This is a genomic window from Pelomonas sp. BJYL3, assembly GCF_027257975.1.
GTDB classification, from domain to species: domain Bacteria; phylum Pseudomonadota; class Gammaproteobacteria; order Burkholderiales; family Burkholderiaceae_C; genus Roseateles_B; species Roseateles_B flavus.
Genome location: NZ_JANZKX010000010.1, coordinates 83,650 through 110,158, shown reverse-complemented (window position 1 = coordinate 110,158; position 26,509 = coordinate 83,650). Strand labels below are relative to the sequence as shown.

At 67.3% G+C, this 26,509-nt stretch carries 15 protein-coding genes; 12 read left to right on the top strand and 3 right to left on the bottom strand.

All coding sequences use genetic code 11. The annotated features are described in order from the left end of the window. Positions 1 to 73: 73 nt before the first annotated feature. The 3 genes from O9Y01_RS22865 to O9Y01_RS22855 all read left to right on the top strand — a co-directional run bounded on the left by O9Y01_RS22865 (position 74) and on the right by O9Y01_RS22855 (position 11,711). Complete coding sequence (locus O9Y01_RS22865) at positions 74 to 9,637, top strand: calcium-binding protein (protein WP_269633963.1); 9,564 nt, start codon at positions 74 to 76, stop codon at positions 9,635 to 9,637. 402 nt (positions 9,638 to 10,039) lie between these two features. Beyond that, positions 10,040 to 10,687 carry a DUF47 domain-containing protein gene (locus O9Y01_RS22860; RefSeq protein ID WP_269633962.1) on the top strand — a complete coding sequence of 216 codons (648 nt, stop codon included), beginning with the start codon at positions 10,040 to 10,042 and terminating at the stop codon, positions 10,685 to 10,687. A 13-nt stretch (positions 10,688 to 10,700) separates the two neighbouring features. Continuing rightward, positions 10,701 to 11,711, top strand: coding sequence for an inorganic phosphate transporter (locus O9Y01_RS22855; RefSeq protein ID WP_269633961.1), 1,011 nt, complete (start codon positions 10,701 to 10,703; stop codon positions 11,709 to 11,711). Positions 11,712 to 11,795: 84 nt separating this feature from the next. Here the strand turns inward: O9Y01_RS22855 and O9Y01_RS22850 are convergent, their stop codons facing one another. After that, a complete protein-coding gene (locus tag O9Y01_RS22850) occupies positions 11,796 to 12,260 on the bottom strand; it encodes a hypothetical protein (protein ID WP_269633960.1) in 465 nt (154 codons plus the stop codon). Beyond that, positions 12,257 to 12,799, bottom strand: a complete 543-nt coding sequence (locus O9Y01_RS22845) for a GNAT family N-acetyltransferase (protein ID WP_269633959.1) — start codon at positions 12,797 to 12,799, stop codon at positions 12,257 to 12,259. The genes O9Y01_RS22850 and O9Y01_RS22845 overlap by 4 nt, the downstream gene beginning before the upstream one ends. 264 nt (positions 12,800 to 13,063) lie before the next feature. On the opposite strand from O9Y01_RS22845, the gene rpsP reads away from it, so the two are divergent. The 8 genes from rpsP (at position 13,064) to O9Y01_RS22805 (ending at position 19,874) form a co-directional block, all read left to right on the top strand. Beyond that, positions 13,064 to 13,312: a 30S ribosomal protein S16 gene (rpsP, locus tag O9Y01_RS22840; RefSeq protein WP_269633958.1), complete on the top strand. Its 249-nt coding sequence runs from the start codon at positions 13,064 to 13,066 to the stop codon at positions 13,310 to 13,312. 31 nt (positions 13,313 to 13,343) lie between these two features. After that, positions 13,344 to 13,955, top strand: coding sequence for a ribosome maturation factor RimM (gene rimM / locus O9Y01_RS22835; RefSeq protein WP_269633957.1), 612 nt, complete (start codon positions 13,344 to 13,346; stop codon positions 13,953 to 13,955). A 27-nt stretch (positions 13,956 to 13,982) separates the two neighbouring features. Further along, entirely contained in the window at positions 13,983 to 14,765 is a 783-nt protein-coding gene (gene trmD / locus O9Y01_RS22830; protein ID WP_269633956.1) for a tRNA (guanosine(37)-N1)-methyltransferase TrmD, read from the top strand. A gap of 162 nt (positions 14,766 to 14,927) precedes the next feature. Further along, positions 14,928 to 15,281, top strand: coding sequence for a 50S ribosomal protein L19 (rplS, locus tag O9Y01_RS22825; protein ID WP_183104516.1), 354 nt, complete (start codon positions 14,928 to 14,930; stop codon positions 15,279 to 15,281). A gap of 262 nt (positions 15,282 to 15,543) precedes the next feature. Continuing rightward, positions 15,544 to 16,590, top strand: coding sequence for a LacI family DNA-binding transcriptional regulator (locus tag O9Y01_RS22820; RefSeq protein WP_269633955.1), 1,047 nt, complete (start codon positions 15,544 to 15,546; stop codon positions 16,588 to 16,590). Further along, a complete protein-coding gene (rbsK, locus tag O9Y01_RS22815; protein WP_269633954.1) occupies positions 16,587 to 17,528 on the top strand; it encodes a ribokinase in 942 nt (313 codons plus the stop codon). The genes O9Y01_RS22820 and rbsK overlap by 4 nt, the downstream gene beginning before the upstream one ends. Before the next feature lie 7 nt (positions 17,529 to 17,535). Beyond that, positions 17,536 to 18,561, top strand: a complete 1,026-nt coding sequence (locus O9Y01_RS22810; RefSeq protein WP_269633953.1) for a nucleoside hydrolase — start codon at positions 17,536 to 17,538, stop codon at positions 18,559 to 18,561. After that, complete coding sequence (locus O9Y01_RS22805) at positions 18,558 to 19,874, top strand: TRZ/ATZ family hydrolase (RefSeq protein ID WP_269633952.1); 1,317 nt, start codon at positions 18,558 to 18,560, stop codon at positions 19,872 to 19,874. The genes O9Y01_RS22810 and O9Y01_RS22805 overlap by 4 nt, the downstream gene beginning before the upstream one ends. Positions 19,875 to 19,964: 90 nt before the next feature. Here O9Y01_RS22805 and O9Y01_RS22800 read toward each other — a convergent pair whose 3' ends face one another. Beyond that, on the bottom strand, positions 19,965 to 22,037 hold the full coding sequence (locus O9Y01_RS22800) for a M4 family metallopeptidase (RefSeq protein ID WP_269633951.1): 2,073 nt from the start codon (positions 22,035 to 22,037) through the stop codon (positions 19,965 to 19,967). A 457-nt stretch (positions 22,038 to 22,494) separates the two neighbouring features. Here O9Y01_RS22800 and purL point away from each other — a divergent pair, with 457 nt between their 5' ends. Next, positions 22,495 to 26,496 (top strand): phosphoribosylformylglycinamidine synthase, encoded by a 4,002-nt coding sequence (gene purL / locus O9Y01_RS22795; protein ID WP_269633950.1) that lies wholly within the window; start codon positions 22,495 to 22,497, stop codon positions 26,494 to 26,496. The last annotated feature ends 13 nt before the right edge of the window (positions 26,497 to 26,509 follow it).

Here is a 26,509-nt window from a genome sequence, read left to right as displayed (position 1 = left end):
CTCTGTTCGGTGCTCCAGCACCATGCGCACGGCGCGCTCACGCACCTCGGGCGAAAACTTCGGGGACTTCTTCATGGCTCCATTCTCCAGAGTTGGAGCCTCCTCGAAACCCGGGGCGATTCACTATGGCTCCAACAAATCCGTGTCGCTTGAGCAGATCAAGGCTGATATTGCGAAGATCTACAGCCATGGCTCCTATTCCGTGCCGGCATATGGGCCGGATGTGGCGGCACTTCGCCAGGTAGCGCTCTATCCGGATTTTGAGTTGCTTGCGAACGCGCTCAATCGGATCAGGGCGATCGCAGAGGGCGTTGAAGTCGCAGCGAAAGTAAAGCCAAGTGACCCGGAGGCCGTGGGGCCGGCTCAGATTTCCGGATCAGGCAATATCGATGCGCTGCGGCTTGACTATCAGCTCTCCGTTCTGCGGGCGGGCAAGCTGGTGGAAAACAATTTCGGGTCGAGCGTCAGGAGTACCGTACTGAGCTACCTGTTTGGCAGTTCAACTCGTGCAGGGCGCTCCAGTGGGACGGCGAATGGCTTTTACGACGTGTATGCCGCCAGTCAGCCCTCTGCTGTCGCCAACTCGCAGCGCCACTACGGGCAAGCGACGCCGGTCTTCATCGAGGATCAGCCGCTCTACAGAGGTTCGTTTATTGGCGACGTGGGTTCGGCGCTGTGGAAAAAGGGTGAGATCCGCTTCCTGCACCCCAGCTACGACCTCAACGACTTCGGCGACACCCACAGCATCGTGCTCATCGAAGACTCCTTGCGGGTGCAGAACACGGTGTTGGGTCTTGCGCCCAAGACGAGCCAAGGGACCCTGGAGGGCCTGCTGCGCGCGTCGTCCAATGCCAAGGCCACCGAGGCGTCGGGCACCCAGGGCAAGGCGGATGGCGATACGCTCGAACGCTTCACGGATGCCATGAACTGGCTGCTCCTTGGCAGCAAGGGGACAGTGGCGGACGGCAAGACAAAGAACGGCAGGTCTTTGCTGGAGGGGGGCACCTGGGCGGACATCCAGTCCCGGCAGCGACTGGAGACCGGGCTGGCGCCTCTGAAGAGCCTCGCGGACACGTTCAAGGGCACGTTGACGGCCCAGATCAGCGGCCGTGACATGAACGGCCGCCGTGACTTCAGCGCCTTCCTGAGCGCTTACACCCTGAGCCCGGTGGTTTTTGGCGGCCAAACGGCAGAAGCGGCGGCGGCGCTTGAAACGCATCTGGATTCCAAGTGGTCGGCGGTGTATGGCATGTGGCTGGCTGACCGGAACCTGGCTGCGGCGAGCCGGGACAAGGGGCTGGAAACCTATTCCGATACCTGGATCGCCAAGCGCAACGAGTTGACTGCTGCGGTCGTGGCGCGGAACACCTTGAACGGAGGTAGCCCGCTCCTGAATCAACCGCCGCCCGCAGGCCGCAGCCCCGCTGCCAGCTATCGGGATGTCGAGTCAGGTGTCTCCGTGGTATTCGCAAAAGACATTGAGTCGTTCAGCAGGCCTATGCCGGAGATCGCCTTTGGAGATAGCAAGCCCAATAGCTTGACCGGTAACAGCAGCAGCGACTACCTGTTTGGCGGCGATGGGAATGACACGATCACCGGCGGCGATGGGGGTGACTGGCTCGAAGGCAATGCCGGCAACGACAGCCTCAAGGGGGGCGATGGTGCCGACACGCTGCTGGGCGGCGCGGGCGACGACTGGTTGAGCGGTGGAGACAGCAGTGATGATCGCCTGATGGGCGGTATCGGGTCGGATGTCTACGCGTTCACCGGCAAATGGGGCAACGACACCGTGATCGACGCCGACGGCGTGGGCAATCTGCAAGTGGAGGGTTTTGAGGGCGGGCTTCCTGAAGGCAAGCTGGTGTACGGGAGCAAGAGCGTCTACTACAGTGCCGACAAGAAGGTCAGGTATGTGCTCTGCCCGGGCTCCGATGGCACGCAGGCGCTGCTGGTCCTGGTCCAAGGAGCCTCTAGCGCCATCCGCATCGAAGACTGGTCCCCCTCCCGCAACCTCGGCATCACCCTGGTCGACAGTTCCACCGCTCCCCCTACCACCCGGCATGCCATCGGTGACGTCCAGAAGCTCACCGACAAGGACGGCAAGTTCCTGATCGGCGGGGATTTCGGCTATGTCACCGGTTCGTCTGTTGCCATGGCCCAGGACGTCTTCAACGGCAACGGTGCCGCAGATGAACTGCTCGGGGGGCTCGGCAACGACGGCCTGGCGGGCCAGGCAGGCAATGACGTCATCGACGGCGGTGACGGCGACGACCTGGTCATCGGCGGCCAGGGCGAGGACGCGCTGGCAGGGGGGAGCGGCAACGACGTCATCATCGGTGGCGAAGCCCGCTTCCTCTACTGGGCGGGCGCCCCCGGCGAGTACTTCACCACCTTGATCACGGCCAAGGAGGATCCGCAACTTGCCACCAAGGTGGTTTCCGGCACGGCGGGAGGCCTGGCCCTCAAGTCGGTCGGGTTCACCTGGGCCGTCGAACGCACCAACGCGGAACGCTTCAGCGCCAGCACCGCGACCTTCAATGGCACGGTCGTGACCGGGAGCGCGGGCCTGTACACGAATGAGGGGCAGCTGATCGGCTTCCGCGCTGCCGATGGCGAGGCTGACGTCGGAGGCAATGTCATTGACGCCGGCGCAGGAAACGACGTGGTGCTGGCGGGCGCCAGCGACGACGTAGTGGACGGCGGCGAAGGCGATGACGATCTGCTGGGCATGGGCGGCGCGGATGTCATGTCCGGCGGCAAGGGCAGCGACATTCTTTGGGGCGATGGCCTCGTCGGGGCCGGGCAGCTGGGCGCCACCGACAGCTATGGCGATGACACCCTGATGGGCGGCGAGGGCAACGATGCCGTCGTTGGCCAGGGAGGCAGCGACCAGCTCTTCGGCGGCGACGGCGACGACCAGCTCAATGGCGATGTGATCGTGGATCCCGCGCACCAAGAGATTTCGTTGACCCCGTCTTCAGCGCATGGCAACGACGTGCTCGATGGCGGTGCCGGTAATGACACCATGACGGCCGATGGCGGCAACGACATCCTGCTGGGCGGTGACGGCAACGACGTGATGCGCGGCGACGGAAAGGCCCAGACCGTGCCGGTGGGCATCCACGGCGAAGACTACCTGGAGGGCGGCGAGGGGAACGACCAGCTGATCGGCGGTGGCAAGAACGATACGCTGCTGGGCGGTGAGGGCAGCGATTCCATGTGGGGCGACGACAGCGACGACGATGTCCCGGCAGCTGCCCACGGCAACGACTGGATGGACGGGGGCGCCGGCAACGACTTCCTCAAGGGCGGGGGTGGCAAGGACACCCTGCTAGGCGGCGAGGGAGACGACCAGCTGGAGGGGGATGACGAGCTGTCGGACCTGCCCGCAAGCGCCCATGACAGCGACTACCTGGACGGCGGTGCTGGCAAGGACAAGCTGTTTGGCTACGGGGGGGATGACGTGCTTGCCGGCGGCGCCGGCGACGACGCGCTCTATGGCGGAGACGGCAACGACACGCTCACCGGCGGTGGCGGCACCGACTACCTGGCTGGCGGCGCTGGCGATGACACCTATGTGTTCTCGGTGGCCGACCTGGCCATGACGTCGGAAGGCGTCAGCGAGGGCATCGTCGACGACGAGGGCATCAACAAGGTGGTGATCACCGGTGGCGCTCCGCAGCAGGTCCAGGTCGTGAGCGGAAAGCTGGTGCTGAGCTTCGGGACGGGCCAGCAGCTGGTGGTCTCGAACGGTGCGGCCGGCGCTGTGTCGACCTACGAGATCGATGGCGTCAGCTACAGCTACGGATCCCTGCTCGCCGATTTCCAGCCCACCGTCGGGAGCTACACCAACACCCGTACCGGCACCACGACGGTCGTTGGCAGCAAGGGCATCGACAGCCTCAATGGCTACGGCGGCAAGACGGTCTTCTTCGGCGGTGACGGCAGCGACGTCATGCAGGGCAGCGGCGGGCAGAACACCTATGTGGTCGGCCTGGGCTCGGGCAAGAAACGCATCATCGACACCAGCAGCAAGGTCGATGCCGAGGGTAAGCGTCTGCTGAACCGGATCCGCTTCGAGGACGGCATCACGGCCAGCAATGTGCTGCTCACCAACGAGGGTGGATTGACCCTGTACGTCGGCTCGCCTGACCAGTCCGTGCAGATCGAAGGAGGCGACCTGGGCAATGCGACAGCGGCCACGCCCATCGACGAGTTCGAGTTCGCCGACGGGACGGTGCTGAGCTTCAACCAGCTGCTGGCCAAGGGCCTGGAGGCCATTGGCACCGAGGGGGATGATCTCCAGTCCGGCACGGCTTTTGTCGACCGCTTTTACGCGACCGCCGGCAAGGACACGCTGCGCGGTGGCGCAGGCTCCGACGTGTATGACTGGAGCCTGGGTGCCGGCGAAGACACGATCGACGACAGTTCCACGGCAACAGACGTCGACGAGCTGCGCATCCTGGCGGGGCTCTCTGCGAGCCAACTGGCCCTGGGGCGCGTGGGTGACGACCTGCTCATCCGTGTGCGCGACGGGTCGGATTCCATCCGGGTGCTGAACCACTTCACGACGTCTGCGCTGGACCGGCTCACCTTCGCCGATGGCACGGTGTGGAACGGCGCGGAGATCGCTGCCCATGTCACCAACGAGCTGACGGATCTTTCCGATCTCTACAACGGCACGGCCGGCGACGACTTCGTTGATGCCAAGGGCGGCAATGACACGGTCAACGCCAAGCAGGGCAACGACCAGGTCAATGGCGGTGCCGGCAACGACACACTCAATGGAGAAGCGGGCAACGACCTGCTGATCGGGGGCGCTGGCACGGACTCTCTGGTCGGCGGTGATGGCAATGACACACTCGATGGGCGAGGTGACGATGCGGCCGACGTGCTAAACGGCGGTGACGGCTCGGACGTCTACTTGCTGGGACGAGGCAGCGGTGCAGACAGCATCACGGAGCTGGGCACCGACAGCGGCATCGACGTGATCCACCTGGATGCGGGCATCACCCCTGCCGACGTCAAGTTCGACGTCACCGCTGCCGGCACACCGATGCGCCTGCGGATCATCGGCACGAACGACAGCGTCGCCTTCACGGCCCCCTCGCTGAGCAGCATCAACCGTGGCCTGGAGCGGATCGAGTTTGCCGACGGAACGGTCTGGAATCGCGAAGACTGGCTGAGCCGCTACCTGCTGGCGCAGGCCACCAGTGGCAACGACACCATCACCGGCTTCTACACCAGGGACTTGCTCGCCGGTGGCGCGGGTGATGACTCCCTGTCCGGGATGGAGGGGGACGATTCGATTGAGGGCGGGGCTGGCTGGGACCGCTTGAACGGCGGCGATGGCAATGACACGCTGGATGGCGGCGAGAGCGGAGACACCCTGTGGGGTGGCGCGGGTGACGATCTGTTGCGCAACGGGGAGAACATGGAAGGCGGGAGCGGCAATGACCGCTACGAACTGGGGGCTTCTGATTCGTACCGACAGATCACCGAAGAGGCCGATGCCATCTCGTCGGCCGACGTGCTCGACATCTCCAGCTATGCGTCCCTGGACAACGTTCAGTTCACCCGCTTCGGCAGCACGCTGCAGGTCCAAACCTCCAGCAAGCCTGCGTACATATCCGTCACGGACTACTTCAACGGCAAGTCCATCGAGTCCATCGTGCTCTCGGGTGGCGTGACCCTGAGCTTCGCCGATGTCGTTGCACGCGATGCCCGCTACCAGTTCACCGCTCGAAGCGACTCCATCGTCGGCTTCGACTGGAACGAGACGCTTGCAGGCGGCGCGGGCAACGACTCGATCGAAGGGCAGTCAGGGGCAGACCTGATCATCGGCGGCGCGGGGCATGACGCCCTGTACGGTGATGCCTACCTGCTTGGCGCTGCTGATGGCAACGACACGCTCGACGGCGGCGCAGGCATGGACTTTCTGCAGGGCGGTGGCGGCAACGACGTCTACCGATTCGGCCTTGGCTACGACGATGACCAGATCCTCGACCTGGGTGGCACGGACCGAATTCTGTTGGGGGCAGGGATCTTTCCTTCAGGCGTTCGGCTGGAGAAGAGTGGGGTGGATCTGCTGCTGGTGTTGACCGACAGTGGCGGCACGTTGCGAGTCAAGGGTGCCTATGACGCCTCCGGGCAGCGCGCGGCGCAAGCGGTCGAGGCGATCGAGTTCGCCGACGGGACTGTTTGGGACGCCAACGCCATGTCGGCTGCCACCGTTGTGGGCGTGGCACCGGCGATCTTGTCCGGCACAAGCGGCAACGACAGCCTGGCCGGGACGAGTACCAATGACTCACTGACCGGAGGCGTCGGCATGGACACGCTGACCGGCTTTGGAGGAAACGATACCTACTACGTCTCCAGCGGCAGTACGGGACAGCCCGGCTTCAGCGACGACACCGTGGTGGAACAGGCGGGTGGAGGCTATGACAAGGTGGTCGCCTCCAGCCACTACTACACCCTCCCCGACAACGTTGAAGTGCTTGTCTGGTCCCCGGTCGCGTCCTGGACCGGGGCCGGCGGGACGCGCGTTCTGGGCAAGTTGACCGGTAACAACCTCGACAACGTGATCCATGCCAATGACACCAACTACGGGGGAGCCTGGATAGATGGCGGCGCCGGGGCCGACACCATGCAGGGTTCGAGCAGCTACGGCGACGTGTTCGCCGTGGACAACATCGGCGATGAGGTCATTGACTTCGGGGGAGCAAATGCCGGACGCGATCTGGTGCGGTCAAGTATTTCCTATTCGCTTGCGGGGCAGACCCAGATCGAAGACCTGACCTTGACGGGCACTGAGGCGATCGCAGGCACCGGCAACCAGCTCGCAAACGTTCTGGATGCCAGCGTCAATACCGCGGCCAATGTGTTGGCGGGCGGCGCAGGCGACGACAGCTATGTCATCGACTGGGTGCAGGGCGACCAGGTGGTGGAGCTGGCGAACGGCGGCACCGACACGGTCAAGGTCTTGAATGCGTCGAACCAGGCCATCGTGCTTGGGACGGCCTTCTCGAATGTTGAGAATCTCAGCGTCGTGGGGACCAGTGTCACTGTGGTCGGCTCCGATGAGGCCAATGTGCTCTCGGGAGAGGGGGGCTACGTGAAAATCTTCGGTGGCGCTGGCGACGACGTCATTTCCTTCACGTCCTCGTACTCGACGACGGTCGATGGCGGCGCAGGCAATGACACCTTGAGGGGTATCCACCTGGGCACAGTTCTGTTTGGCCGGGGATCTGGGAATGACATCTGGACGGCCGGGATCGGCTCGGGCAGCAAGATCCAGCTGAGCAGCGGGATCAAGCTCTCCGAGATCACCGTGACGCGCAGCGGCAGGGCCATGGTGCTGAGCCTGGGGCTGGGAGATTCGCTGAGGCTTGAAGACCTGTTCCCTGATGCGTCCAGCGTGGTCCCTGACGGACGCCTCCAGTCCGTGGTGCTGTCGACGGGCGAGGAGATCCCGACCGCGTTCTTCATCAACCGGATGGTCAACGGCAATCCGAGCCAGGGCACGGCGTCGCCCGATGCCTTGGCGGGCACCGCTGGCGCCGATGTCTTGTTGGGCGGCGCGGGCAACGACACCATCTACGCAGACGACGGCAATGACACCGTGGATGGCGGCAACGACGCCGACATCCTTCGCGGCGAGGCCGGCCATGACAGCCTGATCGGCGGCGCCGGTGCGGATACGCTGCTGGGCGGGGAAGGGGACGACACCTTGGCGGGCGGCTCGGGCGACGATGCGCTGCTGGGCGGCGAGGGAAGCGATACCTATCGCTTCGGGCGTGGCGACGGCGCTGACACCATCGATGATTTGCAGGGTTCGGGCGGCCGTGTGCAGTTCACGGACCTGAACCTCGCCGACGTCGAGTTCAAGGCCGACGGGGAGGACATCCTGGTCAAGGTCAAGGGGACCGCGGACTCGCTCCGCATCACCGCGCTGGCTATCGGCGATGCCAGGGTGGACGTGTTTGAGTTCGCAGACGGCACCCTCCGAAGCACGGCACAGCTGCTGGCCATGGTGACTCGCTTCGAGGGGACGGCCGGCAATGACACCTTGACCGGCACGATCCTGGGAGACCAGATGTTTGGCCTGGCGGGCAACGACTCCCTGACAGGGGACGTCGGCAATGACACCCTCGACGGTGGCGTCGGTACCGACACGCTCAACGGCGGCCGGGGGGATGACACCTATTACGTCGATGTGTCTGGTGACGTGATCACTGAGGCCAGTGGCTTGGGCACGGACACCGTCTACGCCTCGCTGACCTGGACCCTGGGATCCAACCTTGAGAACCTCGTGCTCACTGGGGGCAGTGCCATCAATGGCACCGGCAATACCTTGCCGAACCGGCTGCAGGGCAACTCGGCCGCCAATACGCTCAATGGGGGCGCCGGGGCCGATGTCCTGCTGGGTGCCGCGGGTGATGACACCTACGTCGTCGATAACGTGGGCGACGTGGTGATCGAAGTCGCCGGCGAAGGCCTAGACACGGTGCAGAGCAGCGTGAGCTATACGCTGTCCGCTGACGTCGAGAAGCTGACACTGACTGGGACCGGAGCCATCAGCGGTACCGGCAATGAGATCGACAACTCGATCACGGGCAACAGCGCCAACAACACACTGACCGGCGGTGCTGGCGCTGACACGCTGACGGGAGGCGCCGGGAACGACACGCTGATCGGCGGCGCGGGCGATGACCTCTATGTGCTGGACGTGGCCACCGATGCCGTGAAGGAGCAGGAGAACGAAGGCGTGGACTCGGTGCAGATCGGTGTGACCTACACCCTCGCCGCCAACGTCGAGAACCTGACGCTGACAGGGTCGACTGCCATCAACGGCACCGGCAACGGGCTGGCCAACAGCCTCACCGGCAACGGTGCGGCCAATACGCTGACCGGCGGCGCCGGCAATGACACGCTGACCGGTGGCGCGGGCAACGACATCTTGGTAGGCGGCACCGGCGACGACCTCTACGTGCTGGATGTGCTGGGCGACGTCGTGACCGAGCAGTCAGGCGAGGGCATCGACACGGTGAAGATCGGCGTGACCTACACGCTGGGCCTCAACGTCGAGAACCTGACGCTGACGGGCACCTCCGCCATCAGTGGCACCGGCAATACCCTGGACAACGTCCTGACCGGCAATGCCGTGGCCAACAGCCTGACAGGTGGCGGGGGGGCGGACACCCTCGACGGCGGCGCCGGCAATGACATCCTGATGGGCGGTGCCGGGGCGGATACCTACCGCTTCGGCCTCGGCTACGGGCTGGACACCATCCAGGAGAACGACAGCACCGCTGGCGTCAAGGACATCGTGGCCTTTGCCAATGGCGTCGCAAAGGCGGACGTCCAGTTCACCCGCAGTGGCAACGACTTGGTCGTGAGCATCCGCAACACCACAGACAAGCTGACGGTCACCAACTGGTATCTGGGCGGGCAGTACCAGGTCGAGGAATTCCGCTTTGTCGATGGCGCGGTCGTGACGGCTTCGCAGGCCCAGGGCTTGGTGAGTGCCATGGCGGCATTTGGTGGTGGAGGCTGGGCCGCCGCGACGAATGCCGGTGTCGGCCACTGGCGCCGCGGCAACATGATGCTGGACATGCTGTCAATGCCCGGGGTCTGAAGCGCCCGCCCGGATGGCGGGCGGTGCAGGGGGCTTTCCGGCCTTGCCCCTTCGCAGGGAGGGCTGGCTTCCGGGCCGGAACTCTGGCTCTGCGGCTGCGTCTGTTCCCCGGACCGGGCGTCGCCCTCTGGACAGCCCGTCCGCCCGCCAGGACCCGCCAGCCCAGCTGGCAGGTCCTGGCTCCATGGCCGGGGGGCCAATGTCCGGGCGGCTGCCTGGCGCCCTCCTGACCGTCATCAAGCGTCACGGAACTGTCACAGTTCGTGCGCTACTCGCCATTACACTTCCGCCTTTGCCATGTTGTGATGACGTGGCGATGACCATTTCTTTAAATCTCACCCCGATTGACTCACTGTGGACGGAGGCCGGCTCACCCGCCTGCCTCATCTGCCAGGAGAACCCATGCTGTTTGGCAAGCTGCTGCCCAAAGAGGGCAATTTTTTTGAGCTCTTCAACGAGCACGGCGCCAAGATCGCCGAAGGTGCCCGGGCCTTCATGGCCATGTGCCAGAACTACAGCGACATCACGCTGCGCGAGAAGTACGCGGCGGAGGTCGATGCCCATGAGCACCATGCCGACCGCGTCACCGCCGAGGTGAACCGCCTGCTGCATCGCACGTTCATCACCCCGATCGACCGCGAGCAGATCCACAGCCTGATCAACGCCATGGACGACATCCTGGACCTGCTCCAGGACTCCAGCGAGACCATGCAGCTCTACGACGTGCGCTCCATCCCCGAGGATGTGCTGCGCCTGGCCGAGCTGTCCGCCAAGTGCTGCGAGCGCGTGCAGCATGCCGTGACCCTGCTGCCCAAGCTGAGCCAGCCGCAGACGGCCGAAGCCGCCATCAAGACCTGCGAAGAGATCGACAAGCTCGAGTCCGACGCCGACCGCGTGATGCGCTCCGCCATGTCCCGCCTGTTCCGCGAGCAGGAAGACGTGCGCGAGCTGATCAAGCTCAAGGCCATCTACGAGCAGCTGGAGTCCATCTCCGACCGCTGCGAGGACGTCGCCAACCTGATCGAGGGCATCGTCCTCGAGAACTCCTGACGCGCCTCGATTCATGGAAAGCATCAACGTTGCGTTCTGGGTCGTGGTGCTGCTGGTCGTGCTGGCAGTGCTGTTCGACTTCATGAACGGTTTTCATGACGCTGCGAACTCGATCGCCACGGTGGTCTCCACCGGCGTGCTGAAGCCGCAGCAGGCGGTGCTGTTCGCCGCGTTCTTCAACGTCATCGCCATCGCCTTCTTCCAGCTCAATGTGGCAGCCACCATCGGCAAGGGCATCGTCGAGCCGGGCATCGTGGACCACCACATCGTCTTCGGTGCGCTGATCGGGGCCATCACCTGGAACCTGATCACCTGGTACTACGGCATTCCCTCGAGCTCCTCGCATGCGCTGATCGGCGGCATCGTGGGCGCGGTGATCGCCAAGGTCGGGGTGCAGGGCCTGGTGGCCAAGAAGATCGGCATCACGGTGCTGTTCATCTTCGTGTCGCCGGTGCTGGGCTTCGTGCTCGGTTCGCTGCTGATGGTGGCGGTAGCCTGGCTGTTCCGCCGCTCCTCACCGCTGCGCGTGGACAACTGGTTCCGCCGCCTGCAGCTGGTCTCCGCGGGCCTCTACAGCCTGGGCCATGGCGGCAATGACGCGCAGAAGACCATCGGCATCATCTGGATGCTGCTGATGGCGGCGGGCTATGCCGAGGCGGGAGCCAAGCTGCCGCCGACCTGGGTGATCTGGGTCTGCTACCTGGCCATCGGTGCCGGCACCATGTTCGGTGGCTGGCGCATCGTGCAGACCATGGGCCAGAAGATCACCAAGCTCAAGCCAGTCGGCGGCTTCTGTGCCGAGACGGGCGGCGCGCTGACCCTGTTCCTGGCCACCGCGCTGGGCGTGCCGGTTTCGACCACGCACACCATCACCGGTGCGATCGTGGGTGTGGGTTCCACGCAGCGGGCCTCGGCCGTGCGCTGGGGTGTCGCGGGCAACATCGTCTGGGCGTGGATCTTCACCATCCCGGCGTCGGCCTTCGTGGCGGGTGTCTGCTACTGGGTCAGCTTCCAGCTGTTCTGAGCCTCGCGCTTCGGGAGCACCAAGACAAAGGCCCGGCTGCCAGTGCAGTCGGGCCTTTGTGTTTGAGAGACCGGCGCGCGCCGCTTACTGACTCAGCTCCTTGGCGGCTTCCGCTTGGCTCTCGAAGTAGCGCTGGGCCGAGAAGGCGATGGTGGTCATCAGGCAGGCCCCGCCCACCATGAGGCAGGCCACCACGCCGATGATGGCGCCCCAGCCGCTGGCGCGGCCGCTGCGCCCGCCGTTGTGGGCCTGGTTCCAGCGCTCGTCCGGCGTCAGGCCCCAGACGATGCCCTGCAGCATGGCGATGGACAGCATCAGGCCCAGCAGAGGCATCAGCACCCAGGCCAGGCGGTCGTCCTGGCCCAGGACGTCCATGCGGTGGATGCCGTAGAGCCCGGCCAGGCTGGGCCAGGGGAAGAGCCAGGCCAGCTTGTCCTTGAAGCCGTGGACGTAGAGCCGGTGCAGGCCGAAGGCGCCCAGGCCCAGGGCCAGCCAGGTGGCGAGGGTCTTGGAACGGTAGGCGAGGGCAGGGGCGGCGGCCTGGCTCATGCGCCCTCCGCCGGCAGGGTGTCGCCATGGCCGAGCTGGCGCTGCATCAGCACCACGTCCAGCCAGCGGCCGAACTTCCAGCCCGAGGACTTGAGCAGACCTGTGGGCTCGAAGCCCAGGGCGCGGTGCACGCCCACGGAGCCGTGGTTCTGGGAGTCGCCGATCACGGCCAGCATCTGGCGCGCACCGGCGCGCTCGCAGCGGGCGATCAGCTCCGCCAGCAGCAGGCGGCCCACGCCCTGGCCCTGGGCCGCCGGCGCCAGGTAGATGGAGTCCTCCACGCAGAAGCGGTAGGCCATGCGGGGGCGGAAGTAGTTGGCATAGGCATAGCCCAGGACCTGCTCGCCGCGCACGGCCACCAGGTAGGGCAGGCCGCGGGACAGCACCTCGGCGCGGCGGCGGCTCATCTCGGCCACGTCGGGCACGTCCGTCTCGAAGGTGCCGGTGCCATGCAGCACGGCATGCTCGTAGATGGCCTGGATGGCGGGCAGATCGGCGTCCTGGCTGGGGCGGATCAGCAGCGGAAGGGGTGTGGACATGGCAAAACCCCGGGGCGGGGGAGGGTGGAATTGGCGGAAGAACTGCGGCGCCAGAGATTCTCTGTGGCAACTTGCTGTCGCAATTGAATTTGCGAGTTTATAATGCCAGGTTTTGGTGCCGGTCGCGGGAGACTCGCGGCGTATCTACGGTACCAACAACCGGTGCACCCCGGAGGCCTGGAGATGGCGAACGGGGTGTCCAATGGTCTGCTTGCCCTGAGTGTCTCCTGGTGCGGTAGAACGCTTCAACTCAAAGGACTCATCATGGTCGTGATTCGACTCGCACGCGGCGGCTCTAAGAAGCGCCCCTTCTACAACATCGTCGTCGCCAACAGCCAGGAGCGTCGTGACGGCCGCTTCATCGAGCGCGTGGGCTTCTACAACCCCGTGGCTTCCGGCGCTGCCGAAAGCCTGCGCGTGGCTCAAGACCGAGTGGCCTACTGGACCGGCGTCGGCGCTCAGCTGTCGACCACCGTGGCCCGTCTGGTCGACCAGGCCAAGAAGGCTGCCTGAGCATCCGCTCAGCTGAAATCGAGCCTTGCGCGTGACTGCTCCCGAGACCCGTTCCCCCGCTGACGCTGCCGAGGCAGCCTGGCCGGATGACGCCATCGAGGTCGCGCGCATCGCCGACGCCTGGGGCATCAAGGGCTGGTTCAAGGTCCAAGCCCATTCCACGGATCCCCAGGCGATCTTTGCGACCCGGCGCTGGTTCCTGAAACCCGCCGAGACTGCCATTCCTGGCATGGCCGCAGGCAAGGGCACCGTGCCCAAGCTGCTCAAGATTCTTTCCCTGCGTGAGCATGGCGACGGCCTGGTGGCCAGCGCCGAGGGTGTGTCGGACCGCAATGGGGCCGAGGCCCTGCGCGGCGCCCGCGTCTTCGTCTCCCGCACGCATTTCCCCAAGGCCGACCCGGACGAGTTCTACTGGGTGGACCTGGTGGGCCTCACGGTCGTGAACCGCCAGGGCGAGACCCTGGGCGAGGTCATCGGCCTGCTCGACACCGGCCCGCATGCCGTGCTGCGCATCCAGCCCGCCGGGCTGACGGCCCCGGTCAAGCCGGAGCAGGAGCGTCTGATCCCCTTCGTGTCCGCCTTTGTCGACGATGTGAGCCTGCAAGAGCGCCGCATCTCGGTGGATTGGGGCCTGGACTTCTGAGTCCTGCCTTGCCGTGGCGCCTGGCGCATGCGCTTCGACCTCATCACCCTGTTTCCTGAGCTCTTCGCCCCGCATCTGTCGGTGGGCGTGACGCGCCGTGCCTTCGAGAGCCGGCAGGTCGATGTGCAGCTCTGGCAGCTGCGCGACTACGCCGAAGACAACTACCGCCGCGTCGACGACCGCCCCTACGGTGGCGGCCCGGGCATGGTCATGCTGGTCGAGCCGCTGGAGCGCGCGCTGGCCGCCGTGCTGGCGGCCCGCCAGACCAGTGGCGCCGATGCCGGCGCCGCGCCGCAGATCATCCATTTCAGCCCTACCGGCCGCCGCATGGATCAGGCCCTGGTGCAGGAGCTGGCCCAGGGGCCCGGCGCCGTGCTGCTGTGCGGCCGTTACGAGGGCATGGACCAGCGCTTCCTGGACCGCCATGTCACCCTGGAGGTGAGCCTGGGCGATTTCGTCCTGAGCGGCGGCGAGCTGCCGGCCCTGGCCCTGCTGGATGCTGTGGCGCGGCTGCAGCCCGGCGTGCTCAATGACGCCGCCTCTCACGAGCAGGACAGCTTCTCCGACGGCCTGCTGGACTGCCCCCACTACAGCCGCCCCGAGGTGCTGGAAGGCCTGCCTGGCCAGACCGAGCCGCTGCCGGTGCCGCCGGTGCTGATGTCCGGTCACCATGCCCAGATCGCGCGCTGGCGCCGCGAGCAGTCGCTGGCGCTGACCTGGCGCCGCCGCCCCGAGCTGATCGAGGCCGCCCGTGCCGCCGGCAAGCTCAGCAAGAAGGACGAAGCCTTCCTCAAGTCCTTGATTGGCTGAGATTTTTTCAGCTACAATCGAAGGCTTTTCGCGATCCTCTATCGGGCGGGGCCCAGGTTCAGGTCAGTGTTGCTGACCTTCAGCCAGCTCCAGGAATGCAGGCCAGTTCGGGCCGGTTCCAGTCAATTTCAGGTGCGCCGGTAAGATCGTCAGGAGATCGATGTGAATCTGATCCAAACCCTTGAGCAAGAAGAAATTGCTCGCCTGAACAAGACCATCCCCGCTTTCGCCCCCGGCGACACGGTGATCGTCAGCGTGAACGTGGTCGAAGGTACCCGCAAGCGCGTGCAGGCCTATGAAGGTGTCGTGATTGCCAAGCGCAACCGCGGCCTGAACTCCAGCTTCATCGTCCGCAAGATTTCGAGCGGCGAAGGCGTGGAGCGTACCTTCCAGCTGTACAGCCCGCTGATTTCGTCCATCGAAGTCAAGCGTCGTGGCGATGTGCGCCGCGCCAAGCTGTACTACCTGCGTCAGCGTTCGGGCAAGTCCGCTCGAATCAAGGAAAAGCTGGCCTGATGGCCGGTCGTGGGTCGGCCTTTGGGCCCACCCTCGAAAGCCGCCCGGGTCGCAAGGCCCCGGCGGCTTTTTTCATGGGACCGCATGGTTCGTGCCGGGCGAAGTCCGTCACCGCCCTTGGCGACGCGGCGCCTGTCGCGGAAGGCGCCATTTCGGGTATGCTGCGGCAAACGTTTGCCCCAGTGCAGTTTTGCGAGCGTTCAGCCCCCTTGCGGAATCACCGGCTGCCTGCCTCTTCCTTCCTGCCGAGACCTGCCTCACCGTGAGCACGATCAAAGACGTTGCCGCCCTTGCCGGCGTGTCCTTCACCACCGTCTCCCATGTCCTGAACGAAACGCGCCCGGTCAGTGCCGAGGCGCGGCGGCGCGTGCTGGCGGCGGTGGAGGAGATCGGCTACCTGCCCAGTGCGGTGGCCCGCTCCCTTCGCAAGAGCGAGACCCGCATCATCGGCGTGCTGGTGCCCAATGTGCAGAACCCCTTCTTCGCGGAGCTGGTCTGCGGCGTCGAGGAGACCTGCCGCCTGGCTGGCTACTCCGTCTTCCTCTGCAATTCCGACAACGACCCCAAGCGCCAGCAGCAGTACATGCGCACCCTGCTGGAGAAGCGCATCGACGGCCTGCTGCTGAGTTCCGCGGGCGATGACGAAGCACTGGCCCAGATCTTCCAGATGGCCCGCGTGCCCTCGGTCACGGTGGACCGCCTGGTGCCGGGCGCCCGTGCCGACCGGGTGAGCGTCAACAACCGCGAGGGCGCGGCCGCCGCGGTGCGCCACCTGCTGGAGCTGGGTCACCGCGCCATCGGCTGCATCAGCGGCCCGGTGGAGTTCGAGGTGGCGCAGGAGCGCATTGCCGGCTGGCGCGAGACGCTGCAGGCCGCCGGCATCGAGCCGCAGGCGCACTGGCTGGTCCACAGCGACTTCAGCTCGCACGGCGGTTACGAGGCCGGCAAGCGCCTGCTGGAGACGGCGCCCGAGCTGAGCGCCGTCTTCGCCAGCAATGACCTGATGGCCCTGGGCCTCATGCGGGCCGCGGCCGAGGCGGCGCGCCCGGTGCCGGCCAGCCTGTCGGTGGTCGGCTTCGATGACATCGAGCTCTCGGCCTATGCCTATCCCTCGCTGACCACCGTGGGCTGCTCCATCAAGGAACTGGGCCGCGAGGCCGGGCGGGCCCTGCTGGCGCGCATCGAGCAGCCGCAGGCCAGCCTGCGCGAGGTGCTGATGAAGCCGCAGCTGGTGCGGCGCGAGAGCACCGCCGCGCCGGCCGCCAAGACGCTGCCCGCCAAGCCCGCCAAGGCAGGAAAGAGCGCATGAGCTCCGCGCGTGTCGTCGTCGTCGGCAGCATCAACATGGACATGGTGGCCCATGCGCGCCGCCTGCCGCGTCCGGGCGAGACCCTGCCGGGCGAGGACTTCCAGATGACGCCCGGTGGCAAGGGCGCCAACCAGGCCGTGGCCGCGGCCCGGCTCGGGGCCTCGGTGAGCTTCGTCTCCCGCGTGGGCACCCGCGTGCATGGCCGCGCGCTGATCGCCGCCCTGCGCGCCGAGGGCGTGGACACCACGCATGTGGTCGAGGATGAATCGGCGCTGCCTGGCATCGCCGTCATCATGGTGGGCCGCGAGGGCGGCGAGAACAGCATCATCTACGTGCCCGGCAGCAATGCGCAGCTGGCGACGGCCGATGTGCAGCGGGCCACTGCACCGCTGCAGCAGGCGCGGGTGCTGGTGGCGCAGCTGGAGGTGCCGCAGCCGGCCATTCTCGAGGCCTTCCGCCTGGCACGCGCCCAGGGCGTGCGGACCATCCTCAATGCCGCGCCGGCCCTGGCGGTCGACCCGGCTCTGCTGGCCCTGACCGACTGCCTGGTGCTCAACGAGACCGAGGCCGCCCAGCTGGCCGGCCTGCCCGATGCCGTGCAATCCGCCGAGGCCGTGGCACGCGCCGCGGCCCACGCGCTGCAGGCCCAGGGCCTGCAGCGCCTGCTGATCACCCTGGGTGCGCAAGGCGTGCTGGTGGTGGACGAAGCCGGCCAGCGCCTGCTGCCGGCCCGGCGCGTTCAGGCCGTGGACACCGTTGGCGCCGGCGACACCTTCGTGGGCGGCGTCGCCACCGCCTGGGCAGAGGGGCAGTCGCTGGATGAGGCCGTGCGCCTGGGCCAGGCCGCCGCCGCCCTGGCCGTGAGCCGCGTGGGCGTGCAGGGCGCAATGCCCCGGCGCGAGGAACTGGGCCCCGATTACGCGGCCCGCAGCGCCTGAGGTCCGCATGAGCCAAGCCCTGCCGCCCCGGCCCGTGATCTTCGACACGGACCCGGGCATCGACGACGCCATGGCCCTGTGGATGCTGGCCCGCCACCCCGGCCTGGACCTGCGCGCCATCACCACCGTGCACGGCAATGCGCCGGTGGGTACGACCACCCGCAATGCCCTGGCCCTGGTCGATTTCTTCGGCCTGGACGTGCCCGTGGCCGCAGGCGCGGACGACGCCCTGCTGCCGCGCACCGAGCGCTTCTTCCCCACCCAGGTCCACCATGAGGACGGCCTGGGCGGCGGAGCGCCTCTGTTGCCGGCCACCCGGCGGCAGGCGGACCCGCGTCCCGCCTGGCAGCTGATCTGCGACGAGATCAACGCCGCGCCCGGCGAGATCACTCTCGTGGCCGTGGCCCCGCTGACCAACCTGGCCCTGGCCCTGCGCCACGATCCCGGCATCGCCCGCAAGGTGCGCGAAGTCGTGCTGATGGGCGGCGCCTTCGGCCTGCACGGCCATGGCGGCAACGTGACGCCGGTGGCCGAGGCCAACATCATCAACGACCCCGAGGCCGCCGACCTCGTCTTCACCGCGCCCTGGCCCGTGGTCACGGTGGGGCTGGACGTCACCCAGCAGGTGGTGATGCCCGAGGCCCTGCTGCAGTCCCTGCAGGGCCGCAGGGGGCCCGTGGGCGATTTCTTCTGGCAGATCACCCGCCACTACCAGCGCTACTACGACGGCCGCGACGCCATCGGCGGTCTCTACGCCCACGATGCCAGCGCCGTGGTGTACTGCGTGGCCCCCGAGGCCTTCCGGCTGCGCGCCGGCCCGGTCCGCGTGGCCCTGGAGGGCATTGCGCGCGGCCAGACCATCCAGGACCATCTGGGCTTGCACGACGACAACCCCGCCTCCCCCTGGCGCGGCTGCCCGGCCCAGCAGGTCTGTGTCGAGGTGGACGCCCAGCGCGTGCGCGACGAATTCATGCAACTGTTCGACGATACGTCCAAGGCCGCCACCGCGGCCGTTTCCGGAGACCCCCGATGAGCCATACCACCGTCCTCAAGGCCCGCTGGATCCTGCCCATGACCCCGGGCTGCCAGGTGCTGGAGCAGCACGCCCTTGTCATCCAAGGCGAGCGCATCGCCGCCGTGCTGCCGCAGGCGCAGGCCGCGAGCGCCTACCCGGATGCCGAGCAGGTGGACCTGGGCCAGCACGTGCTGATCCCCGGCCTGATCAACGCCCACACGCACAGCGCCATGTCCCTGCTGCGCGGCGTGGCCGACGACCGCGCCCTGATGGACTGGCTGCAGAACCACATCTGGCCGCTGGAGAAGCAGTGGGTCAGCGACGACTGGGTCTACCAGGGCTCGCTGCTGTCGGCCGCCGAGGCCCTGCGCGGTGGCGTGACCTACCTGAACGACATGTACTTCTTCCCCAAGGCCATGGCCCGGGCGGCGCTGGACTCCGGCATCCGTGCCGGCGTGTCCATCAATGTGATCGACTTCCCCACCGGCTACGGCTCGGGACCGGACGACTACATCGCCAAGGGCCTGGAGGCCTACGAGCAGTACAAGGGCGAGGCCCTGCTGGACTGGACCAGCGCGCCGCACGCGCCCTACACCGTGTCGGACGAGACCTTCGTCAAGCTGCGCCAGCTCTCCGAGCAGCACGGCCTGCAGATGCACTGCCACATCCACGAGACCCAGGATGAGATCGAGGGCAGCCTCAAGCAGTACGGCGTGCGCCCTCTGGAACGTCTGCACAAGCTGGGCCTGCTCAACGAGCGCATGATCGCCGTGCACATGGTCCACCTCGATGAGGCCGAGATCGAGCTGATCGCCAAGCAGGGCACGCACCTGGTCCACAACCCCAGCTCCAACCTGAAGCTGGCCTCGGGCGTCGCGCCGGTGAAGGCCCTGGAGGCCGCGGGCGTCAACACCGTACTGGGCACCGACGGCGCCGCCTCCAACAACCGCCAGGACATGTTCGCGGAGATCCGCGCCGCGGCCCTGCTGGCCAAGGGCATCACGGGCGATCCGCTGACCGTCTCGGCCCGCACGGCGCTGGAGATGGCCACCATCCGTGCCGCCCGGGCCATGGGCCGCGAGGCCGACCTGGGCTCGCTGGAGGTGGGCAAGCTGGCCGATGTGGTGGCCGTGTCGCTCGACGCGCTGGAATGCCGCCCGGTCTACCACGCCGATGCCCAGCTGGTCTATGTGGCCGGCCGCGAGCACGTGTCGGATGTGTGGGTCAACGGCCGTCGCGTGCTGCAGCAGCGCCAGCTCACCACCATCGACGTGCCGGCCCTGCTGGACCGCAGCGAGGCCATCGTCACGCAGATGAAGGCCGGTCGCTGAGCGCACGCCGGAACCCTGCAAGACAAAGGCCCCGGTGCTCCAGCAATGGAGCCCGGGGCCTCGTGCTTTCAGGCGCGGTTCAGGACGGGGTCAGTCCTTGACGTGGCAGGCCTTGGTGATGCCGCCCTGCGGATCGCCGAAGGTGGCGTTGCTGCAGCTCAGCGGGGCGTTGAAGTCCCGCACCGAGTAGCCGCTGTTGGCGCCGTAGATCACCAGGTGGGCGCCGCTGACGCTGCAGGTGCCGCCCTCGCTGGCGCAGGTGGTGTAGGTCTCGGGGCTGACATGGCAGGCCTTGACCACGCCCGGGGCCGGGTCGCCGAAGGTGGCGTTGTTGCAGGCCACCGGGCCGTTGCTGACGCGCGAGGTGAAGCGGTTGCCGGCCCCATAGACCACCAGGCGGCGGCCGCTGAAGCTGCAGGTGCCGTTCTCCGAGGCGCAGGCCGTGTAGGCCGTGCTGCCCGCGTAGCAGCTCTTGGCCTTGCCCGATGCCGGGTCCCCGAAGGTCGCGTTGTTGCAGGCCAGGCTGCCGTTGGCGAACTTGCGGAAGAAGGTGGGCTGGTAGCCGTAGCTCACCGCACGCACGCCGGTGAAGCTGCAGGTCCCATTCTCGTCCGCGCACTTGGTGCCGGCGTCAGAGGGCAGGGGCGGCAGGCAGGCCGCGCCGACGGTGTTGAAGGCCCGGGTCACGTCCGCCACGTTGTAGCCCCGGTTGGAAGCCGAGCGTTCCACGCCGCAGACACCGCCGGAGAAGTTGGTGGTGGCCGTCCAGTAGAGGTGGTTGGCGTCCGCGAAGACCTCGAAGGCCTTGCGCGTGTTCCAGCCCGCGCTCGTGGCCAGCAGGTAGAAGGCCTTGTTGTAGACGCCGCTGGAGTAGTGCACGTCCAGGCCGTCGTAGTACTGGCTGGTGTGGTCGATGGAGCGGCCGTCCTGCGGCGGGTTGTTCATGTAGCGCAGGGCGCCCGCGCCCTTCATGATGTCGTAGCCGACCTTGAAGTCATTGCTGCCGCGCATGTAGTACTTGGCCGCCTCGCCGGCCATGTCGGAGAAGGCCTCGTTGATGCCGCCGGACTGCCCGCTGTACTGCAGGTTGGAGTTCTGCTGCGTGTAGCCGTGGCTGACCTCGTGCGAGGTCACGTCCAGTGACACCAGGGGGTAGAAGGTGTTCGCACCGTCGCCAAAGAACATGGCCTGGCCGTCCCAGAAGGCGTTCTCGTAGCCGCTGCCGTAGTGCACCTTCATCTGCAGCTTCTGCGTGAGGGGGCGCTGGCCCAGCCAGTTCTGGTACATGGCGAAGACCACGCCGCCGAAGTAGTGCGCGTCATTGAGCGGCGAGTAGGCGCCGTTGATCTGCTTGAACTCGTTGCGCGGGCAGGTGAACAGGAAGGGCGTGCTGCCGTTGGTGCCGCCGTTGAGGTTGATGGTGGTGACGTTGGCGTTGTCCATCTGGCAGCTGGCGTTGACGTCCAGATAGCCGAAGTTGACGCCGTATTCGTACTTGCCGGTCTTGAGGTTGCCGCCAGGGCCGGTGGCGTTGTTGGTGGTGAGGCCTTCCCACTGCTCCAGGATCTCGCCGCTGCGGGCGTCGATCAGGAAATGCGGGCGTGCCGGCTTGTTGCCGTGGAGCATGAAGGAGAGGGCCCAGACCAGGCGGGCGCGGCCTTGCCCGTCCAGCTTGATCCACAGCTGGGCTTCCTCCTGCGAGGCGTGCTGAGCGAAGCCGCTGCGGCCCTTGGCCAGGGCCAGGGCGGCCTGCTGGCTGAGGCTGGGGCGCACATCGGGCAGGTCCTGCTCGATCTGGCGGACCAACTGACCGTGGAGGCTGGGCGCGGCCAGGCCGGCGTCCTGCTGGCTGACGATGGCCTCGCCCCACAGCGGGATGCCCTGGTAGTGCTGCTGGTAGCGGGTGACGGTGCGGCCATTGGCGTAGGTCTTGCTGCGCTGGGCCTGCAGGTCCTGGGCGGCCAGGCCCAGGCGCTCATGGACGGCTGCCGCCGCGCCAAGGGTGGCCGGGGCCGGTGGCAGCTGGCTCAGGTCCTGGCGCTGCGCGGCCGAGGCCGCGGTGGCGGCGATCAGCAAGGCCACCGCTGCCGCACTGGCCTGCAGGTCCTGGAAGCGGGCAGGGCGCCGCGAGGCGGTCCCGGCCTGGAAAAAGGGCAGGTGCATGGGAATTCCTTCAAGCCTCCAAGTCGCTGGAGGCAGGGCGGGACGCCGGGGGGGTGACAAGTAGATAACGTCGATAAGTAGCGTCCAATTTCATTATTGGAAGCGCGGCCACGGCAGCCTATCCCGGACTCCAGCGACGCGCCGTGTCAGGTCTGACAGTTGTCGGGCGAGCCGGCGTGTGAAGTCCGCGCTGTGCAGGGCAAGGGGGATGCAGGCCCGTGGGCGGCCGCCGGGTCGCCCTTTCTGGACCCGCGCGGCGCAGCGCGGCTCAGGAGATCCGGGCCCGACGCCAGGCACCAGGCGGCCCGCCGTGAGCGCTAACGTTTGCGCGTTGATTTGAGCCAGGCCCCGAGCGGAATCCGGCCCAAGCCTCGGTAAAATCCCGCGCTTCAAGCCGTCCGCCTGCCCGGCGGCCGCGCCCCAACCTCACGCGCTCCGGCGCGCAAGTCCAGCATCCATGGCATCCACCTCCAAGCACCTGACCCACTTCGAGGGCGGCAACGCTCTTTCCGCCTTCCGCGCCCAGGCCTTGCTGCCGCGCCTGCAGGCCATCAACGAGCGCATCACGGGGCTGGTGGCCCGCCACGTGCACTGGGTCTGGACGGACAGCGCGCTGCAGGCCGGCGTGCAGGACAAGCTGGCCGCGCTGCTGAGCTACGGTGAAGGCTACGAAGGCGGCACCGAGGGCCAGCTGGTGGTGGTGGCGCCGCGCCTGGGCACCGTCAGCCCCTGGGCCTCCAAGGCCACCGACATTGCCCACAACTGCGGCCTGGACATCCACCGCGTCGAGCGCGTCACCGAGTTCCGCATCACGCTCAAGCCGGGCCTGATCAGCAGTCTGACGGGCGGCACCAAGACCCTCAGCGAGACCGAGCTGCGCGCCTGCGCCGCGCTCCTGCACGACCGCATGACCGAGAGCGTGCTGTTCCGCCGCGAGGACTGCGCCCATCTCTTCGACGAGAAGACCGCCGAGGCCCTGGAGCATGTGGACGTGCTGGGCCGCGGCCGTGCTGCCCTGGACGAGGCCAACAGCCGCTTCGGCCTGGCCCTGTCCGACGACGAGATCGACTACCTGGTCAACGCCTTCACCGCAGCGCAGCGCAACCCGAGCGACGTCGAGCTGATGATGTTCGCGCAGGCCAATTCCGAGCACTGCCGCCACAAGATCTTCAATGCGAAGTTCACCATCGACGGCGTGGAGCAGGACCTCAGCCTGTTCGGCATGATCCGCAACACCGAGAAGCTCTCGCCCCAGCACACGGTGATCGCCTACTCGGACAACGCCGCCGTGATGGAAGGCCACGAGATCGAGCGCTGGATCCCCGAGGGCTATGACGCCGCGCCGAAGTACCACGCCCGTGCCGAGACCTCGCACGTGCTGATGAAGGTCGAGACGCACAACCACCCGACGGCCATCTCGCCCTTCCCGGGCGCCTCCACCGGCGCCGGCGGCGAGATCCGCGACGAAGGCGCCACCGGCCGCGGCGCCAAGCCCAAGGCCGGCCTGGCCGGCTTCTCCGTCTCCAACCTGCACCTGCCCGGCCTGGCCGAGCGCTGGGAGCAGGGCGGCGTGGGCAAGCCCGAGCACATCGCCAGCCCGCTGCAGATCATGATCGAGGGCCCCATCGGCGGCGCCGCTTTCAACAACGAGTTCGGCCGCCCCAACCTCGGCGGCTACTTCCGCGTCTATGAGCAGGAAGTGGACGGCGTGGTGCGCGGCTATCACAAGCCCATCATGATCGCCGGCGGCATCGGCGCCATCCGCTCGGACCTCACGAAGAAGATCGAGTTCCCCGCCGGCACGCTGCTGGTGCAGCTGGGCGGACCGGGCATGCGCATCGGCATGGGCGGCGGCGCCGCCAGCTCCATGGCGGCGGGCACCAACACCGCCGACCTGGACTTCGACTCCGTCCAGCGCGGCAACCCTGAAATCGAGCGCCGAGCCCAGGAGGTGATCAACCACTGCTGGGGCCTGGCCGACAAGAACCCCATCCTGGCCATCCACGACGTCGGCGCCGGTGGCATCTCCAACGCCTTCCCCGAGCTGGTGAACGACGCCGGCCGCGGCGCCATCTTCGACCTGCGCAAGGTGCCGCTGGAGGAGTCCGGCCTGGCGCCCAAGGAGATCTGGTGCAACGAGAGCCAGGAACGCTATGTGATGGCCATCGCGCCCGAGAGCCTCGAGATGTTCCAGGCCATGTGCGAGCGCGAGCGCTGCCCCTTCGGCGTCGTCGGCGTGGTCACCGAGGCCCGTGAGCTGATCCTGGAAGACGGCCCCGGCGGCGAGCGCGCCATCGACATGCCCATGGACACGCTGCTGGGCAAGCCGCCCAAGATGCACCGCGTGGTGAACCGCGTGCAGCGCAGCACGGCCGCGCTGGATCTCTCGCAGGCCACGCTGGAGCAGGCGGCCGTCGAGGTGCTGCGCCACCCGACCGTGGCCTCCAAGCGCTTCCTGATCACCATCGGCGACCGCACCGTGGGTGGCCTGAACCACCGCGACCAGATGGTCGGCCCCTGGCAGGTGCCGGTGGCCGATTGCGCCGTCACCCTGGCCGACTTCAAGGGCCTGCGCGGCGAGGCCATGAGCATGGGCGAGCGCACGCCGCTGGCCGCCGTCGACGCCCCCGCCTCCGGCCGCATGGCCGTGGCCGAGGCCATCACCAACCTGCTGGCGGCGCCCATCGAGCTGTCCCGCGTGAAGCTGTCCGCCAACTGGATGGCCGCCTGCGGCGAGGCCGGCGAGGACGCCGCCCTCTACGACACCGTCAAGGCCGTGGGCATGGAACTGTGCCCGGCGCTTGGCGTGTCCATCCCGGTGGGCAAGGACTCCCTGTCCATGCGCACCAAGTGGAGCGACGGCGGCGAGACCCGCCAGGTCACCGCGCCCGTTTCGCTGATCGTCTCGGCCTTCGCCACGCTCCCCGATGTGCGCGGCACCCTGACCCCGCAGCTGCAACCTGGCGACACCAGCCTGATCCTGGTCGACCTCGGCCAGGGCCAGCATCGCATGGGCGGCTCCATCCTGGCCCAGACCCTGCAGCAGTTCGGCGGCGCCGTGCCCGACGTGGACGACCCGGCCCTGCTCAAGTCGCTGGTGGCGGCCGTCAACGAGCTGCGCGGCCAGGGCCGCCTGCTGGCCTACCACGACCGCTCGGACGGCGGCCTGTGGGCGGCGGCCTGCGAGATGGCCTTCGCCGGCCACCTGGGCCTGAGCCTCAATGTCGACATGCTGATCACCGAGGGCGACGGCGTCTCGGACAGCCGGGCCGACGTCGGCGATTCCAAGAACTGGGCCAGCCAGGTCAGCGCCCGCCGCGAGGAACTGGCGCTCAAGGCCCTGTTCAACGAGGAGCTGGGCGTGGTCCTGCAGGTGAAGACCGAGGACCGCGATGCCGTCCTGCAGGTGCTGCGCCAGCATGGCCTGTCCAGGCATGCGCACGTCATCGGCAAGCCCAATGACCGCGGCGTGGTCGAGGTCTGGCGTGACGCGAAGAAGGTCTTCGATGCGCCGCTGGAGATGCTGCACAAGGAATGGGACGGCGTCTCCTGGCAGATCGCCCGCCTGCGCGACAACCCGGCCTGCGCCGATGCCGAGCACGAGGCCGTGGGCCGTGCCGGTGACCCGGGCCGCCACGTGCACGTGAGCTTCGACCCGAGCGAGGACGTGGCGGCGCCCTTCATCGCCACCGGTGCGCGCCCCAAGCTGGCCATCCTGCGCGAGCAGGGCGTCAATTCGCATGTCGAGATGGCCTATGTGAACGCCCTGGCCGGCTTCGACACCTATGACGTCCACATGAGCGACCTGCAGTCCGGCAAGGTCAGCCTGGAGCAGTTCAAGGGCTTCATCGCCTGCGGCGGCTTCTCCTATGGCGACACCCTGGGTGCCGGCGAAGGCTGGGCCCGCTCGGTGATGTTCAACCCGGTGCTGGCCGAGCAGTTCCAGGCCTTCTTCGCCCGCTCCGACAGCTTCGCGCTGGGCGTGTGCAACGGCTGCCAGATGATGGCGGCCCTGGCCCCCATGATCCCGGGTGCCGAGGCCTGGCCCAAGTTCACGCGCAACCAGAGCGAGCAGTACGAGGCCCGCCTGGCCATGGTGGAGCTGCTGGAATCCCCCAGCCTCTTCTTCCAGGGCATGGCCGGCAGCCGCCTGCCGGTGGCCGTGGCCCACGGCGAAGGCTTCGCCAACTTCGCCCAGCGCGGCAATGCCGCCCAGGTGGTGCGCGCGGCCCGTTTCGTGGACCACCACGGCCAGCCGACCGAGGCGTATCCCTTCAATCCCAACGGCAGCCCCGAGGGCCTGACTTCGGTGACCACCGCCGACGGCCGCTTCACGGTCATGATGCCGCACCCGGAGCGCGTCTTCCGCAATGCGCAGATGAGCTGGACCTCCGGTGATCTGGGTGCCCTGAGCCCCTGGACCCGCATGTTCCGCAACGCGCGCCGCTGGCTGGGCTGATCGGGGTGGCTCG

Excerpts from the sequence above, each read along its gene's own strand:
- O9Y01_RS22865 (WP_269633963.1), top strand. The coding sequence starts at position 74 with ATGGCTCCATTCTCCAGAGTTGGAGCCTCCTCGAAACCCGGGGCGATT.
- O9Y01_RS22860 (WP_269633962.1), top strand. The coding sequence starts at position 10,040 with ATGCTGTTTGGCAAGCTGCTGCCCAAAGAGGGCAATTTTTTTGAGCTC.
- O9Y01_RS22855 (WP_269633961.1), top strand. The coding sequence starts at position 10,701 with ATGGAAAGCATCAACGTTGCGTTCTGGGTCGTGGTGCTGCTGGTCGTG.
- O9Y01_RS22850 (WP_269633960.1), bottom strand. The coding sequence starts at position 12,260 with ATGAGCCAGGCCGCCGCCCCTGCCCTCGCCTACCGTTCCAAGACCCTC.
- O9Y01_RS22845 (WP_269633959.1), bottom strand. The coding sequence starts at position 12,799 with ATGTCCACACCCCTTCCGCTGCTGATCCGCCCCAGCCAGGACGCCGAT.
- rpsP (WP_269633958.1), top strand. The coding sequence starts at position 13,064 with ATGGTCGTGATTCGACTCGCACGCGGCGGCTCTAAGAAGCGCCCCTTC.
- trmD (WP_269633956.1), top strand. The coding sequence starts at position 13,983 with ATGCGCTTCGACCTCATCACCCTGTTTCCTGAGCTCTTCGCCCCGCAT.
- rbsK (WP_269633954.1), top strand. The coding sequence starts at position 16,587 with ATGAGCTCCGCGCGTGTCGTCGTCGTCGGCAGCATCAACATGGACATG.
- O9Y01_RS22810 (WP_269633953.1), top strand. The coding sequence starts at position 17,536 with ATGAGCCAAGCCCTGCCGCCCCGGCCCGTGATCTTCGACACGGACCCG.
- O9Y01_RS22805 (WP_269633952.1), top strand. The coding sequence starts at position 18,558 with ATGAGCCATACCACCGTCCTCAAGGCCCGCTGGATCCTGCCCATGACC.
- O9Y01_RS22800 (WP_269633951.1), bottom strand. The coding sequence starts at position 22,037 with ATGCACCTGCCCTTTTTCCAGGCCGGGACCGCCTCGCGGCGCCCTGCC.
- purL (WP_269633950.1), top strand. The coding sequence starts at position 22,495 with ATGGCATCCACCTCCAAGCACCTGACCCACTTCGAGGGCGGCAACGCT.